We start from the raw sequence: 15,842 nt of genomic DNA, 5'->3' as shown, positions 1-15,842 counted from the left end.
CCGCAAATCACTTTTAAAGGTTTTGGCGCTTGCGGGCTTCCCGCAAATCACTTTTAAAGGTTTTGGCACTTGCGGGCCTCCCGCAAATCACTTTTAAAGGTTTTGACGCTTGCGGGCTTCCCGCAAATCACTTTTTAAAGGTTTTGGCACTTGTGGGCCTCCCGCAAATCACTTTTTAAAGGTTTTGACGCTTGCGGGGCTCCCGCAAATCACTTTTTAAAGGTTTTGATGCTTGCGGGCCTCCCGCAAATCACTTTTTAAAGGTTTTGGCGCTTGCGGGGCTCCCGCAAGAACGCCAATTAAAAAGGATAAGATAATGGCCTTTTCAAATAACATATAGAATGTTTTGTGGAGTATTAGAAAAATGATACTTTTGTAATTGTAACAAATAAACGAATCATGGAATCCAGAATTATCATTTCAAAAGCTATTGAGCAACAACTCTCCTATGCACTCAATTCGTGTGCGTGTGATAAGCTTTTTGTTCTTATGGATAAAACGACTTATGCACTTTGTTGGCCAAAGCTTGAGAAAATGTTGCAAAGCTATAAGCCCATTTTAATAACCATTGAGGCCACCGACACTCATAAAGATATTGATTCACTCATGAATGTGTGGAAAATATTGAGCGATAAATGTGGTACGCGTCAATCGTGTTTGCTGAATCTTGGCGGAGGAATGGTTACTGATTTAGGTGGATTTGCTGCTTCAACCTTCAAACGTGGTATTAATTTCATTAACATACCAACGACATTACTCGCGATGGTTGATGCTTCTGTTGGGGGGAAAACGGGAATAAACTTTAATGGATTGAAGAATGAGATTGGCGTGTTTAATGACAGTCGATTTGTGCTGATTGATACTCTGTTTCTAAAAACGCTTGACGCAAAGAATCTTTGTTCTGGCTATGCAGAAATGCTGAAACATGGACTTATTTCAGATGAAAAGATGTGGAAAGAGCTTATCAGTTTTTCTTTGTTCAGTCCTGATTTTGAACAGCTTCAACGTATGGTTAGCGAATCGATTCAGGTGAAAGAAAAGATAGTTGAACAAGACCCACATGAGCAGAATATTCGTAAAGCTTTGAATTTTGGGCATACTTTCGGACATGCATTTGAAAGTTGGTCGCTTAGTAGAAAGCCCATTCTTCATGGCTATGCCGTAGCTTATGGCATGATATGTGAACTTTATCTCAGTTGTATCAAATCAGGTTTCCCTACGGAAAAAATGAGAACAACTGCGCGTTTTATTCGAGAGCATTTTGGTTATTTGCCTATTACATGTGATGATTATGATGAGCTTATAACGCTGATGACACATGATAAAAAGAATAGAAACGGCATTATCAACTTTACGTTGCTGGGAGAGATTGGAGACATACACATCAATCAAACCGCAACGAAGGATGAAATAAAAGAAACTTTAGATTTCTTTCGCGAGGGCTAATGCTTTAGCTCTTGCGGGCTTGCCGGTTTCGGTCATAGGCAAACTCGCTACATGAACATAAGCTTTGGGTCGCCAGTATTTCGGAAGTCTTTGCAAACAGATGTCTTTCACAACAGAGAGTTCGGAGTCTTCGGTCAGCAGAACCATTGTTTCTCCAAATTTTTGATCAAGTCGTTTGCTTATCATGAATGGATGCTTAAGCCAGGGTCTTAATGCAGTCTCAACTTCTTCTATTTGGATTTTTATGCCTCCGCAACAGATAACGTTGTCTTTTCTACCACAAATTTTGAAGCATCCATTTTCATTTATTTCAGCTATATCATTGGTGACAAGTGGGCCATCGTGAACAGAAGGTGCATTAATAACGAGACAGCCTTCGTTGTTTATCGCCACACTGACATTAGAAAAAGGTTTATACCATTCAGTAGCTTCAGGACCATTCAAGCGGCGTAGCGCAATGTGTGAAAGCGTTTCAGTCATTCCATACGTGCTCCAAACATAGTTGGGAAAGTCTTTTAAGCACTCGGCTAATTGGGTGTCTATGGCTCCACCGCCAATAATCAGATGCGTAAAATGTTTTAGTTGTTCAGTTTCTTCGGCCACTTGTAGGGTGTTATACACTTGCAACGGAACCATGGCAGCCAAAGAATGCCGGTTTGAATCGACTGTTATTCCTTTCAAAGGATGGCCTGTGGGTTCTACAACTTGTAGCTCTAATTGGCGCTCAATGCTACGGACAACCATCATCTTGCCTGCAATATAATCTAACGGCATACATAGAAAGGCAAGGTCGCCTGGCTGCAAACCAAGAAAATCGCAAGTCATTCGGGCAGAGCTGAGCATACGTTTCTTTTCAACAAACATCGGCTTTGGCTTGCCAGTGCTTCCGCTTGTATGAACCAAAACGCGGTCGGTGGAGTCATTCCACGAAGTTAGAAATGCATCTAATGTCATAAGATTGTTATTGGGTTATCCACATTTCATCCCCTCTAATCGTTAGCGGCATGGTGATATTGTCTGTAAACAGTTGGCCCGTTCCCAACCCCTGAGGTGTAGAAACGCGTGGACCGTATACCTTTGCACAAAGTTGTGCAATAGCATTTAGCCCTATGTTACTCTCTAATGCACTTGTTATCCATGACCCAATTCCACGTGCATTAGCAAGTTGAATCCACTCTTCCGTGCCACGCATTCCACCATGTAGGCTGGGTTTAAGAACGATATATTGTGGGCGTATGGTGTCGAGCAAAGCCTCTTTCATCGTCGCAACATTCACTCCAATGAGTTCTTCATCTAAGGCTATCGGCAGTGATGAGTCAGCGCAGAGATGGGCCATATCTTCCCATTGATGTTGTTTTATGGGCTGTTCTATAGAGTGAATATCATATTTTGCCAATGTTTCAAGGTGTTGTAAAGCGTTCTTTGGCGTAAAAGCTCCATTGGCATCAACACGCAATTCGACTTGACGTTTATCAAATGATTCGCGAATATGGCGAATGAGTTCTATTTCTTTTTCAAAATCGATAGCACCAATTTTCAGCTTTACACAATGGAAACCCTGTCGCAATTTCGCTTCCAAACGCTCAGCCATTTCGTCAAAACTTCCCATCCACACAAGGCCGTTAATGCGTATTCCTTCTTCTCCTCGTCCGAAAGGTGTATCAAACAACATCGTACTTTCATGTGCATTGAATTGAGCAAAAGCAGTTTCTAAACCGAAAAGAATACTTGGATAAGGGCGTAACAAAGCATAAGGAATCTGGTCGGTTAACTCAACCAACTTACAAATTTGATGTAAGATGGTTTCATAATCTGGTAGATCATCGCACGAAAGTTTGGGTAAGGGTGCACACTCTCCCACTCCCTTTATGCCAGGCATGCCGTCATCTGTTAAGGTCAGGATATAGCTCTGACGTGTTGTATAAATACCGCGTGACGTACCGGCAGGTTGCTTGAAATGGAATATTCGTTTAGAAATCTCAATATGTTTCATCAGGGGAACTGAGGATATTTATCAAAATCGGGTTTGCGCTTCTCAAGGAAGGCCTTTCCACCTTCTTGCGCTTCATCCATGGTATAATAAAGCATTGTGGCATCACCAGCAAGTTCTTGGATACCAGCTTGGCCATCAAGTTCGGCATTAAGTCCTGCTTTTATCATCCTCAGTGCAAGCGGACTATGCTGCATCATGACTTCGGCCCATTCCACACATGCATCTTCCAATTGTTCAAAAGGAACAACCTTATTAACCAATCCCATTGCTTCGGCTTCCTTTGCACTATATTGTTTGCACAGGAACCAGATTTCTCTTGCCTTCTTTTGTCCTACGATTCGTGCAAGATAACTGGCTCCAAAACCAGCATCAAATGAACCAACCTTCGGGCCAGTTTGACCGAAAATGGCATTCTCACTTGCGATCGTTAAGTCGCACATCACATGTAAAACATGCCCTCCTCCAATAGCAAATCCATTGACCATTGCTATCACAGGCTTCGGTAAACGGCGTATTTGCATTTGAACATCGAGTACATTCAGGCGAGGAACTCCGTCTGTTCCCACATAACCTCCACGTCCTTTCACGTGCATATCTCCACCTGCGCAAAAGGCTTTATCGCCTGCTCCAGTCAACAATACCACACGAATGTCTTGGCATTCCCGGCAGTAACTAAAAGCTTGACTCATCTCCCATGTGGTCAAAGGAGTAAAGGCATTGCGATAGCGTTCACGGTTAATGGTAATCTTTGCAATATGATTGTAGTGCTCAAAAAGGATTTCCTTAAAGTCAAATCCTTTGATTTTTTCCCATCTTCTTTGTTCCATGATTATATTGTTCTAAAGTAATCTTGATATATTTTCATTTCTTTTTCTACATCAGTAAAGACTTCTAATAGCATTGGTTGTGTCGATTTGTCGAATACCAAGGCGTGAAGTGCTTGCTCTAATGACAACTCATTGTTTGCCGAAAGATATCGAATGTGGTTATCATGACATACTCCTTTTGCAGTTGTGGTATGCTCTGCCATAACCATTTGCTGTCGAACAGGACTATCTTTTAGGCCTTCAAACTTACTGAAAATGCCTCCACCACCATTGTTTAACAATAGGATTCTGAAGTTTCCACCAAGATTTTGATTCCACAACGCATTTTGATCATAAAAGAAACTCAAGTCACCAATCACACAAAAGACACGTTGCTTAGTTGCCAATGAATAGCCAGCAGCTGTAGACAACGAGCCTTCTATTCCGTTAACTCCACGATTACAGAATACAAAATGTTGTGCGTAGATGCAACCTAATCGTACAGATGTGCTATTGGCATAATGCACAACACATTCTGATTCGACTTGATTTATAAGTGTTTCAAACTGCTTTACAGCCAACATACTTGAGTATTGAGGCTGAAACTCCACACGATGTTTACGTGCCTTTTGCTTTAGGTTTTCCCATTGTTCAAACCATTCGGTCTCGCCTTTACAGGGCAAAGTGGACAAAACAGCATTAGAATCTGCTTGTATAACGCCGTGTAAGTTCATAAACGTATCATACAAAACACCTTCTGAATTGACAATCCAACATTCTGCATTTCGAGTCTTTCTCAAAAACTGTTTGACGCGTTTACTCACAAGATGCCCACCAATATACAAGATAAAATCAGGTAAGAATGTTTTGTCATCGCCAATGAGTTGCATCATTTCTTCAATGTAACCCTCACCTTGCTCAACACTCAACGGCTCATAAAGTACAACGTATTGCTGTGCGTGCAAACGTTCAAGTGCAATAGTTAATGAGGCTGAAGGCTTCTGTTGTCCAATAATAATTAAGGGTCTTTCAGCCTTGCCTACTGAATTAAACAAAGGAGAAAGCTGTAGCTTTAACGACTCTTCATCTGTAGAAGACACTGATAAGAGTTCAATTTTGCGTTCTGTTGGTAAAACGTTTACATTGAATTGATACAAGGGTTCGGTAATAGGAACATTGATATGTACAGGGCCACAACTCCCCTTTACACATTCTATCAGTGTTTCATTCACCAAGCGATTACAGTACCAATGATGCTCTTCGTCTGTTGGTTCTAATAGATTAACGCTTTTACGGACAAAGTTTCCAAAGATATTTGCTTGCGGAAGTGTCTGTCCATCCAATTGATTAATCCATTGAAGTGGCCTATCTGCCGACACAACTATTAAGGGAAGATTCTGATAAAAGGCCTCTGCAACAGCAGGTGCAAGGTTTAACAATGCTGTTCCGCTTGTCACACAAACAACTACTGGATTATTAACAGCCTGACAAAGTCCAAGAGCATAGAAGCCAGCACTACGTTCATCTGTAACTGGGTAGCATTTAATCTGACCACAAGAAGCTAAATTATGTACAATAGGAGCATTTCTACTTCCTGGACAAACAACAGCATAACGCACTCCGCGGGCTATGAGAAGGCTCGTTAATATATTGATATTTTCTTTATCTGAGAACATCCATCATTGTGTTTAACTTATATTCTGTCTCCCTCCATTCATGCTTTTCGTCTGACTGTTCCAATAAACCGCCGCCTGAAAATAGCCTGCAACGTTCGCCAATAAGTTTCATACAACGCAGCGAAACAAATAGATGCGAAGAGCCGTTCAGCTGCAGTGGCCCACAAAAGCCACTATAATATTCACGAGCATGAGATTCATTTCTCATGATAAATGCTTGGGTTTCATACTTTGGTATACCACATACTGCAGGCGTTGGATGCAGTGCTGAGATGACATTTCCTATTGATATGCCATCTTTCAACCTAAATTCGAAGTCGCTGCAGCGATGATATAAGGTTGCTGCTTTACGTGTATAAGGTTGACTTCTATAGATATCGGTAGCATAATCTGCTAAGCATTGTTCGATATAATCAGCTACATATTCTTGTTCTCTGCAATCTTTTTTATCCCAAGGTCCATCTTTGCGCATTGTTCCTGCCAAAGCCATGGTGTGCCAAGGAGATTCATTGTCCTGTTGTTCGACCAATATTTCAGGGGTAGCCATTAGCCAAGTACCGCTTTGTTCGGTTGAAACTAAGCAAATAAATTGGTGAGGATAGAGAGCACAAGCTTTCAAAAATAAATGCATTGGGTCTGGTGTTGTGTCACATACTACATCAACATGGCGTGACAACACAATCTTTTGAAAGTGGTGATTAAGTAATTCTGCATGGAAGTTTTCGAAATCAGAATGATAACTTAAAGGGTCTTCATCCTCCTTTTTTATTCTTCTCGCTATCAGATTATCTGCAAAACACGTCTTAGTTTCAATGCTATCGGGCTGAATCAACAATAAAGGTGTAGACTCCAAAATTGCAAATGGTGCGACAACAAAGCCCTCCTTTCCTACTAATTCTGTATAGGTGGAAAGAACAATTGGGGCCTTTTGCGAACGAATATATACATAATCTTTGGCTTCAGGAAGCCTATATGCGACAAAAGAACTCATACTTTTGGAGCAGAAGATTTCATGATGTAATTAGTGACTTGAACGGTAGAAATCAACTCTCCGGCTGAATTTGTGATATCAATGTGCCATACATGCAAGGTGTTTCCTTTTGATTGAAGACGGCCAACAGCGGTAACTGTATCACCTTCAAGCACAGCTTTGACATGACTTCCATTGACATTGATGCCCACACAGATTTTTCCTGGACATAAAGCAATGCTTCCTACGCCAGCCAAATTCTCCGCTAGAGCGAGTGAAGCGCCTCCAGAAAGGAATCCAAAGGCTTGTTTGTTGCGTTCGTCAACTTTCATTGTAGCCTTACAAGTGTCTGGTTCTGGAGTTGAAATAAACTCCATTCCCAACGTATTGGAAAGCCCATCATGCTTGCGAAGCATCTTTTTAATCTTTTCTACATCCATAGTTTGTTGATTTAATCAACCTATGCAAATATACATAAAATAATTAGAAAGCGCGCAAACAGAAAGGAAAAATTACGTGATACCATGTTTTTCCTCTCCCTTTTCCAAACACATTGTTAGCCTATTTTATGGCTTTCCGGATTGCTGTTATCGTGTAATCACTACTATCAGTATCTATTAATGCGAGCTGATAGCCTGAAGATTGCCATTGTTTATTAATGATATCACAACAATAAGGAATATCAAGTCCTTCGTGAAGCAATGCAGTTTCTATTGTCAAATGATGCTTTTTCACACGCACAAGACTTTCAACATTCCATAAAAAATCTTCAAGTCCTTCTTTAGGGTCAATATTTCTTACAACATTTGCCTCTGAAAGTAAATATAACATGCCTATACTGGTCAAAGTCTTGATATCATCTTTCGAGTCTAACCAAAATGCTTCATAATCAATACTATCATTATTTGCAGTCTTAGCCTTATGTTCATAGAACGTTTGGGGATTCACAAAACTCTCCTGAATAACTTGCATAAGCGACTTATCATCATCAATTAATTGAGTAGCAAGCACCTGTAAATCATGCTTATTCATAGGAAGAGGAATAACAGTTACTTGTGCTGATTCTCTCTTCTCTTCGTCTTTAGTCGTTGGCATGAGGAGAGAGATAAGAGGAATACCAAAGAGCAGCACTCCGAATACACCTATACAGGCAATAAAGTAATGACCTGTTTGAAAATTGTTGACCATGGCCCATACCGAAGCTATGGTTAAAAGGAGACATACAATCCACATAAAGGCACTGGCAAGAAAATCTTTCATACGCTTAAATTTAGGTATCTTATATAAAGAAGAAACTTTAGTTCCACCCTAGAATATTCGTTTCTATTCTGATAATAAAGTTGAATGGTTTTTTATTGTACTGAAAAACCTATTGTAATCTGCATCAAAACAGCTTGTAATTTGTATCGAAACACTCGACAATTAGACTTAAAATGCTGCATGATTTGACTCAAAACAAAAAGAGGTAATATATTCATTAAACCATACTACCTCTTTTGTTATCGTTTTTATACAGCTTTCATTAGGCCGTCATTCTATTGAGTTTCTTCAACAAAGCAAACATAACGAGAGCACTAACAAGGCAAAGTGCAATTAGAATTCCCCAGTTTGCCATCAAAGGAACACGATTCCAAAGCATTGAAGGAATTGAACTGAGGTAGTTACCAATGGCTGTTGCCACAAACCATCCACCCATCATTAAACCTTTATACTTAGGAGGTGCAACCTTACTAACAAAAGATATACCCATTGGCGAAAGCAAAAGTTCGGCCAAAGTCAAGGTGAAATAGGTAGAAATCAACCAACTCGGTGAAAGAATGCTTTGTGTTTTATCACCCAAATCCATAGGAGAAATCAGATTGGTTGATGCCAATGTAATGACGCCAAAGCCTAATGCTGCTACTAACATACCCCAAGCGATACGAGACGGAGCACTAATTTCGTGTCCTTTTTTTGCTAAAACTCCAAAGAATAGCATACTAAAAGGAGTTAAGGCGACTACAAAGAATGGATTGAACTGTTGGAAATCCGAAGGCTGAGCCATTGTAGGATTGCTCATATTCATAAAGAGAGCCAATGCGCCTCCCCATGCAAGTAATGTTACAATGCCACAAATCATCCTGGTGTTTGACTTCTTTGCCTGGAAAGCGGAGAAGCCAGTATATACTGAAAGGGCAATAAGTGCGAGACTAAAAATATTAAACCATATTCGCATAGGCCCTAAAACACTGAGGTTTGTGTATTTCTTTGCAAAGAAAGTTAGTGCAGAACCATTCTGATGGAAAGCCATCCAGAAGAAGATTACGACTGCAAAAACAAGTAAAAGAGCCTGTATGCGGTCTCTTGTTTGTTTCGGAGTGAGTTCTTCTACCTGTTGATCTGCTTCCTTAGCTTGCTTAGCTGTGATGTCAGCATGCTTGAACCAACTGCGACAAGCAAAATAGATAACCGCCGACAAGATAAGTGAAATACAAGCTACGCCAAAGCAAAGACCATATGCCCCATAAAGCGCCTTGAGGTAAGCTGGATCGAAATTGCCTGCATCATAGACGAAACCATACTGTCCAAGATAGAGGTTGGTAATCCATTTTGCCATAGATGGTGCAAACATTGCACCGATATTGATGGCCATATAAAATAGACTGAAAGCAGAATCTCTACTACTTGAATACTTTGGACTATCGTAAAGATTTCCTACAAGCACTTGAAGATTACCCTTGAAAAGGCCTGTTCCCAATGACACACAAGCCAAGCCAGCAAACATTGCGACTTTACCTACACTGTCAGCACCCGTGGGAATAGCAAGTCCAAGATATCCCAAGAACATGGTAGCAAAGCCAATTGACACGCACTTTCCATAGCCAATCTTGTCTGCTAAGATACCCCCTAAGAGGGGAGCAAAGTAGACTACAGCCAAGAAAATGGCATAAACTTGTCCTGCTTGTGACTCAGTCCAGCCAAACTTTGCTTGCATAAATAGCGCAAAGATGGCTAACATGGTGTAATAACCAAAGCGCTCACCTGTGTTGGCAAGGGCCAGAGCATAGAGTCCTTTCGGTTGATTTTCAAACATATGATTTACTTTTATTGTGATTATTTCGGTTTTTTCGTTCTGAGAATATCAAAGAGGTATGTAGCCTTTATAACGATATTACCATAGTTTGACTTTGAAAAGAAGTCACGTTTTGATGAACCATAGATATTGCCTAAACCATAATAGTAACGCGCTTCGAGTAGAAAGTGCCCAACTTTAGGAAGACTATATTCTCCACCTAAACCTATAGCAATACCATAATCAAATTTCTTTTCTACCTGCATCGTATCTTGTGCCACAACAGGATTAACACGATCATGTGTGTTTCGCTGGTTAAAGTCGAAGTTCATCTTGGTACTTTCATTGATCATAAACCCAAATTGAGGACCTAAATTTACAAAGAAATTCATACCCTTACGCTCTTTTCCCCATGCGAGATGAGCAAAAATAGGAACTTGAATATAATTAACCGTACGACTATATTGTTCAGTTAATCCCGTTGTTGCATTAACTACGGGTTGCTCCTGAGCATCAACGATATCTTCTTTCCAGCCCAATTGTGCATAGTTTACTTCTGCTGCTATGGAACAAAGTGTAGAGAAATACTTCTCACTTTTATATCGAAGTGAGAGTCCAAACGTCATTCCTCCATGCTGTTTTTGGTTCACTTTAGGCACAAATCCCACACTACTCATCACGTAACCACCATTGAAGCCTACAGAGAAATCATCCCGATGTTCACCTATCTGCGCTTGAATGTTTTGACAAAAACAACAAGTCAGGAGTACTATACCTATTATCTTAGATTGTAATTTCATATAATTCTTTAGCAAGGCTGACTAAAATCAATAAGCAATACTTTCAACATTACCATTATAAAGGTAATGAATTAGTTCGAAGGTAGAATTGATTCGCCCACCATTATCTACGGGGACGAACTTCAAAGGCGTTTGCAATGCCTTGTAAGGTTGCTGCCATTTACTGCCAAGAAATTTCTTTCCATATTGTGCTAAGCCCCGAACAAAGAACTCTGCATGGTCATATCCCATGATGGCAAAACGTGGTAAAGCCTGCAACATAGGTTCATGGAACCAGGCACGATAGCTACTTTCCAATGCTGTTGTGCTTGAAGAGGAGGCATTATAATAAAAGGTTGAAGGGATATACGTATCATATTTGCAGAAATGATTAAAGTCATAAGGAGCATACATTAACCATTCTGTATAACCAAATAAACTAATCAGCGTGCCCGGATGTAATTGATCAAGACGTTCTAACTTTACAAATGTCTCGTTCAATTCAGGAGAACGCGCTGTATTTAATACAACAACATTTGTTTGTCCGTTAACGAAAGCCTTGGCAAATGCATTGTCATCTGATTTGAGACTGGTGAGATTATAACGTATTCCCTTTGCATCGAGTTCTTTACGGAGTGCAGATGTGAACGTGCCTTTCTTGCTTGTAGCATCTGAACAGTCAACAAACACAGGATGACATTTAGCAAATCGCTCAATGAATGCTTGTACTGTAGCGTTTGTTAGACGTGTTTCGTCTTGATAAATCTGAAAGATGCTGCTGTTATATGCTACATCATTGCCCGTAATGGAGAAAGGAATCACCAGGCGAATGCCCTTGTTTTTACAGAAATCTGCCAGAGGTTTAACTTGCTTGCTATACAAAGGACCGAAGATAACGTCACATTTCTCTGCATTAGGATCAAGTAGTGTAGTCTTAATATCAGCGTCAATATTAACATTCCATGCATGAACATCAATATGATATCCTTCTGTTTTCAGCTGGTTGAAAGCCAAAAGCATTCCCCGATAATATTCAACCATACGCTTACCATCACCATCTACCTGATGGAGTGGCAACATAACACCAACTGAAATGGTATTGTTGTTTACAGCTTTACTTGTAGTCCACCCCACAAGCGCAAGCATAAGGAGCAATATATACTTATTTATCAACTTCATCTTCATAAAATATTAAAGTTACAAGTGCAAAAATACAAAAAATATGTCATTACACAATATCTTGTCTTTTCTTTTTAGTAACTTTGCAAAAATATAGTAACAACAAAATGAAAATAAAGGTATTGGCTTTGCTTTTCTTGTTCATCGCAAATAGTTTGCATGTCATTGCTGATGACAATCCGATAGTTTCGCCGACACTATCTGTAAGGGATAGTGAAGGAAATGAAACCGAAGGAGAATACAATGGGCAGGCTCCTGTGCAAGCATCTTTTATGGCTAATTCCCTACATTCGACAGGATGGGATGCCTATTATGAATGGCGTTTCTATCATAACAATGAGCAAAAGCCTTACCTTTTGAGGTATGAAGAGAACACTTCTTATACATTTAACCGATCGGGTCAACATAAGGTTGTACTCTATGCAAAGTTTGTTCACGGCACTGATACTATTGAACAGCTTTGTGATCCGATTTCAATTACGTTGTCAGAAAGCAAACTTGAGATGCCAAATGCCTTTTCTCCAAATGGTGATGGTATTAATGATATCTACCAAGCCAAACCAAATAGCCGCAGTATCGTCGATTTTCATGCCACAATCTATAACCGATGGGGGCAGAAACTCTATGAATGGAATGATATTTATGGTGGTTGGGATGGGAAATTCCATGGCAAAGCCGTTAACGATGGGGTTTATTTTGTTGTTGTTGATGCTCATGGAGCTGATGGCAAACACTACAAAATAAAACGTGATGTGAATTTGCTTCGTGGATATACTGAGTCAGGTCAGCCTTAGAAAAGATGAGAAAAAACAAATAAAAGAGTATTCAAGAAACATTATATACAGGATTTTTTTAATGGAAAACGAAGATAAATATATAAACGTTTGGGGTGCACGTGTTCATAATCTAAAAGATATTGATGTGCGAATCCCCAGAAATTCACTCACGGTTATTACGGGACTATCCGGTTCTGGTAAGTCTTCATTAGCCTTTGATACCATATTTGCCGAAGGACAACGCAGATATATTGAGACTTTTTCAGCGTATGCACGAAACTTTCTTGGGAATATGGAACGACCAGATGTTGATAAAATTACTGGTCTTAGCCCTGTAATCAGTATTGAACAGAAGACAACCAACAAGAATCCACGGTCTACTGTCGGTACGACTACAGAGATTTATGACTATCTCCGCTTACTATATGCACGGGCAGGAACGGCATATAGCTATGCAACGGGCGAGAAAATGGTGAAATATACCGAAGAAAAGGTCATCGAAATGATAACAACCGACTATGCAGGTAAGCGTATTTACATCTTGACTCCACTTGTTCGAAACCGTAAAGGCCATTATCGCGAACTATTTGAAAGTATGCGACGCAAGGGATATATATATATTCGAGTAGATGGAGAAATACAAGAGATAACACGAGGCATGAAGACCGACCGCTATAAAAACCACAATATAGAGGTTGTTATCGATAAGATGATTGTCGAAGATGTAGCCCATGAGCGACTGACAAAAAGCATTCAGAGTGCTATGAAGCAGGGAGATGGGTTGATTATGGTATTAAATAAGGATACAAACGAAGCGAAATTCTTTTCCAAACGATTGATGTGTCCTACATCGGGAATATCATATAAAGACCCTGCACCAAACATATTCTCTTTTAATTCGCCTGAAGGTGCATGCCCACTATGCAAGGGTTTAGGTTATGTTAACGAGATAGATCTCAAGAAAGTCATTCCCGATGATAAGTTAAGTATCAGAGATGGTGCCATCGCTCCATTGGGAAAGTATAAAAACCAAATGATATTTTGGCAGATAGAAGCTATCCTCCAGCGCTTTGAATGTAATCTAAAAACACCATTCAGAGATATTCCCCAGGAGGCCGTAAACGAAATATTATATGGCAGTTTGGAGAATTTGAAGATAGATAAAAGCCTTGTTCACACGTCATCAGATTACTTTGTAGCCTTTGATGGCATTATAAAGTATCTACAAACTGTGATGGAAAATGATGACTCTGCAGCCGGTAAGAAGTGGGCTGACCAATTTATGGCAACCACAACATGCCCAGAATGTAAGGGACAACGACTTAATCGAGAGGCTCTCTCCTATCGCATTTGGGACAAAAACATTACTGAAGTTGCCAATCTTGATATCAATGATCTTGAAGAATGGCTTGAACATGTAGAGGAACACATGGATCCTCAGCAAAAAAAGATAGGCAAAGAGATTCTTAAAGAGATTCGAACACGCGTGAATTTCCTATTGGAAGTGGGACTCGACTATCTCTCTTTAAATAGACAAAGCGCCACTCTCTCGGGAGGAGAAAGCCAGCGTATCCGCTTAGCTACACAGATAGGAAGCCAATTAGTCAATGTACTCTATATCCTTGATGAGCCAAGTATTGGGCTACATCAGCGTGATAACGATCGTCTTATCCGTTCACTTAAAGAGTTACGAGACCTTGGAAACACTGTCATTGTAGTTGAACACGATGAAGATATGATGCGTGCTGCCGACTGGATTATAGATATTGGTCCGAAAGCTGGACGTAAAGGTGGTGAAGTTGTGTTTCAAGGCACTCCTAAAGATATGCTGAAACAACATACGATTACTGCTGACTATCTTAATGGTGAACGCAAAATTGAGATTCCAACAGAGCGTCGTCAAGGAAATGGTAAGCACATAACAATTTATGGAGCAAAGGGAAATAACTTGAAAAATGTTGATGTTGACTTTCCATTAGGTAAGTTAATAGTCGTTACCGGCGTATCGGGCTCGGGCAAATCAACATTAATCAACGAGACTCTTCAACCCATTCTATCTCAACATTTCTATCGTTCGTTGAAGAAACCTATGCCATATGATAAGGTAGAAGGTATTGATAATGTTGATAAAGTGGTGAATGTTGACCAAAGTCCTATTGGTAGAACACCGCGCAGTAACCCTGCAACCTACACGGGAGTATTTAATGATATCCGCAATCTTTTCGTCAATTTACCTGAAGCAAAGATAAGAGGCTACAAACCAGGACGCTTTTCTTTCAACGTGAAAGGAGGCAGATGTGAGGCTTGTGGAGGTAATGGTTATAAGACAATTGAAATGAATTTCTTGCCAGATGTAATGGTTCCGTGTGAGGTTTGTCATGGAAAGCGTTATAATCGCGAAACACTTGAGGTAAGATTCAAAGGCAAATCAATTGCTGATGTGCTTGATATGACTATTAATCAAGCCGTGGAATTCTTTGAGAATGTACCGAGTATTCTACCCAAAATTAAGACACTTCAAGATGTTGGCTTAGGCTATATTAAACTCGGACAGAGTTCAACTACGCTCTCAGGTGGCGAAAGTCAGCGTGTAAAGTTAGCCACCGAACTGGCTAAAAGAGATACTGGTAAAACGCTTTATATTTTAGATGAGCCTACGACAGGCCTTCACTTTGAAGATATCCGCATACTGATGGACGTGCTTCAAAAGCTTACTGACCGAGGTAACACTGTGATAATTATTGAACACAACTTGGATGTTATCAAGCTGGCTGACTATATTATTGATGTCGGTATAGAGGGAGGACGAGGTGGAGGAAGGATTCTCTCAACAGGAACTCCCGAAGAAGTGGCAAAGAGTAAATTGGGGTATACGCCCAAGTTCTTGGCAAACGTATTAAAAAAGGCTTGAAAGTAAAATAAAACGAGTAATAAACGCTGATTTCATTTGGTATTGACGACGCTTAAATGTGTGTGGAAAATGACCGATGAAATCAGTGTTTTTTTGATGGAATCCACATCATAACAGCTTTCAAAACAGCTTAAATAAAAGATGAACTTATACGCTTTGAATTGTCCTTACAAGCTATTGCATAAACGAATAAAAACCCACCATTTCATCGCATAAATCTATTCATTTTGTAATAAGCGTCATTTTACCTTGTG

At 40.0% G+C, this 15,842-nt stretch carries 13 protein-coding genes; 3 read left to right on the top strand and 10 right to left on the bottom strand.

The window, feature by feature from the left end:
* Positions 1–399: 399 nt before the first annotated feature.
* Positions 400–1,446 carry a 3-dehydroquinate synthase gene (gene aroB / locus HMPREF9145_RS10160; RefSeq protein WP_021826237.1) on the top strand — a complete coding sequence of 349 codons (1,047 nt, stop codon included), beginning with the start codon at positions 400–402 and terminating at the stop codon, positions 1,444–1,446.
* On the opposite strand, the gene HMPREF9145_RS10155 is transcribed toward aroB, so the two are convergent.
* From HMPREF9145_RS10155 to HMPREF9145_RS10110, 10 genes are all read right to left on the bottom strand, one after another.
* Positions 1,423–2,400 (bottom strand): AMP-binding protein, encoded by a 978-nt coding sequence (locus tag HMPREF9145_RS10155; RefSeq protein WP_021826261.1) that lies wholly within the window; start codon positions 2,398–2,400, stop codon positions 1,423–1,425. The two genes, aroB and HMPREF9145_RS10155, sit on opposite strands and share 24 nt — an antisense overlap.
* A gap of 7 nt (positions 2,401–2,407) precedes the next feature.
* On the bottom strand, positions 2,408–3,439 hold the full coding sequence (menC, locus tag HMPREF9145_RS10150; protein WP_021826228.1) for an o-succinylbenzoate synthase: 1,032 nt from the start codon (positions 3,437–3,439) through the stop codon (positions 2,408–2,410).
* Entirely contained in the window at positions 3,439–4,266 is an 828-nt protein-coding gene (gene menB / locus HMPREF9145_RS10145) for a 1,4-dihydroxy-2-naphthoyl-CoA synthase (protein WP_021826242.1), read from the bottom strand. Before menB ends, menC begins: the two co-directional genes overlap by 1 nt.
* A gap of 2 nt (positions 4,267–4,268) precedes the next feature.
* On the bottom strand, positions 4,269–5,921 hold the full coding sequence (gene menD / locus HMPREF9145_RS10140; RefSeq protein WP_021826271.1) for a 2-succinyl-5-enolpyruvyl-6-hydroxy-3-cyclohexene-1-carboxylic-acid synthase: 1,653 nt from the start codon (positions 5,919–5,921) through the stop codon (positions 4,269–4,271).
* The gene (locus tag HMPREF9145_RS10135; protein WP_021826258.1) at positions 5,908–6,912 is read right to left on the bottom strand and encodes a chorismate-binding protein; all 1,005 of its coding nucleotides are present in this window, start codon (positions 6,910–6,912) and stop codon (positions 5,908–5,910) included. The genes menD and HMPREF9145_RS10135 overlap by 14 nt, the downstream gene beginning before the upstream one ends.
* Positions 6,909–7,331, bottom strand: a complete 423-nt coding sequence (locus tag HMPREF9145_RS10130) for a PaaI family thioesterase (RefSeq protein WP_007133560.1) — start codon at positions 7,329–7,331, stop codon at positions 6,909–6,911. Before HMPREF9145_RS10130 ends, HMPREF9145_RS10135 begins: the two co-directional genes overlap by 4 nt.
* A gap of 121 nt (positions 7,332–7,452) precedes the next feature.
* On the bottom strand, positions 7,453–8,151 hold the full coding sequence (locus HMPREF9145_RS10125) for a DUF6630 family protein (protein WP_021826253.1): 699 nt from the start codon (positions 8,149–8,151) through the stop codon (positions 7,453–7,455).
* Positions 8,152–8,413: 262 nt separating this feature from the next.
* Positions 8,414–9,964, bottom strand: a complete 1,551-nt coding sequence (locus HMPREF9145_RS10120; protein WP_021826248.1) for a peptide MFS transporter — start codon at positions 9,962–9,964, stop codon at positions 8,414–8,416.
* Between the two features lie 20 nt (positions 9,965–9,984).
* Positions 9,985–10,743 carry a porin family protein gene (locus HMPREF9145_RS10115; protein ID WP_021826236.1) on the bottom strand — a complete coding sequence of 253 codons (759 nt, stop codon included), beginning with the start codon at positions 10,741–10,743 and terminating at the stop codon, positions 9,985–9,987.
* 27 nt (positions 10,744–10,770) lie between these two features.
* Positions 10,771–11,901, bottom strand: a complete 1,131-nt coding sequence (locus HMPREF9145_RS10110) for a type 1 periplasmic-binding domain-containing protein (protein ID WP_036907385.1) — start codon at positions 11,899–11,901, stop codon at positions 10,771–10,773.
* Positions 11,902–12,008: 107 nt separating this feature from the next.
* Here HMPREF9145_RS10110 and HMPREF9145_RS10105 point away from each other — a divergent pair, with 107 nt between their 5' ends.
* Entirely contained in the window at positions 12,009–12,695 is a 687-nt protein-coding gene (locus tag HMPREF9145_RS10105; RefSeq protein WP_021826244.1) for a gliding motility-associated C-terminal domain-containing protein, read from the top strand.
* A gap of 61 nt (positions 12,696–12,756) precedes the next feature.
* Positions 12,757–15,588 (top strand): excinuclease ABC subunit UvrA, encoded by a 2,832-nt coding sequence (gene uvrA, locus HMPREF9145_RS10100; RefSeq protein ID WP_021826227.1) that lies wholly within the window; start codon positions 12,757–12,759, stop codon positions 15,586–15,588.
* Positions 15,589–15,842 lie beyond the last annotated feature (254 nt).

Origin of the sequence: Segatella salivae F0493, from assembly GCF_000477535.1 — a bacterium.
Classification (GTDB): Bacteria; Bacteroidota; Bacteroidia; order Bacteroidales; family Bacteroidaceae; genus Prevotella; species Prevotella salivae.
Note: the sequence above shows the minus strand (reverse complement) of the source record. Positions and strands in the feature narration are given on the sequence as shown.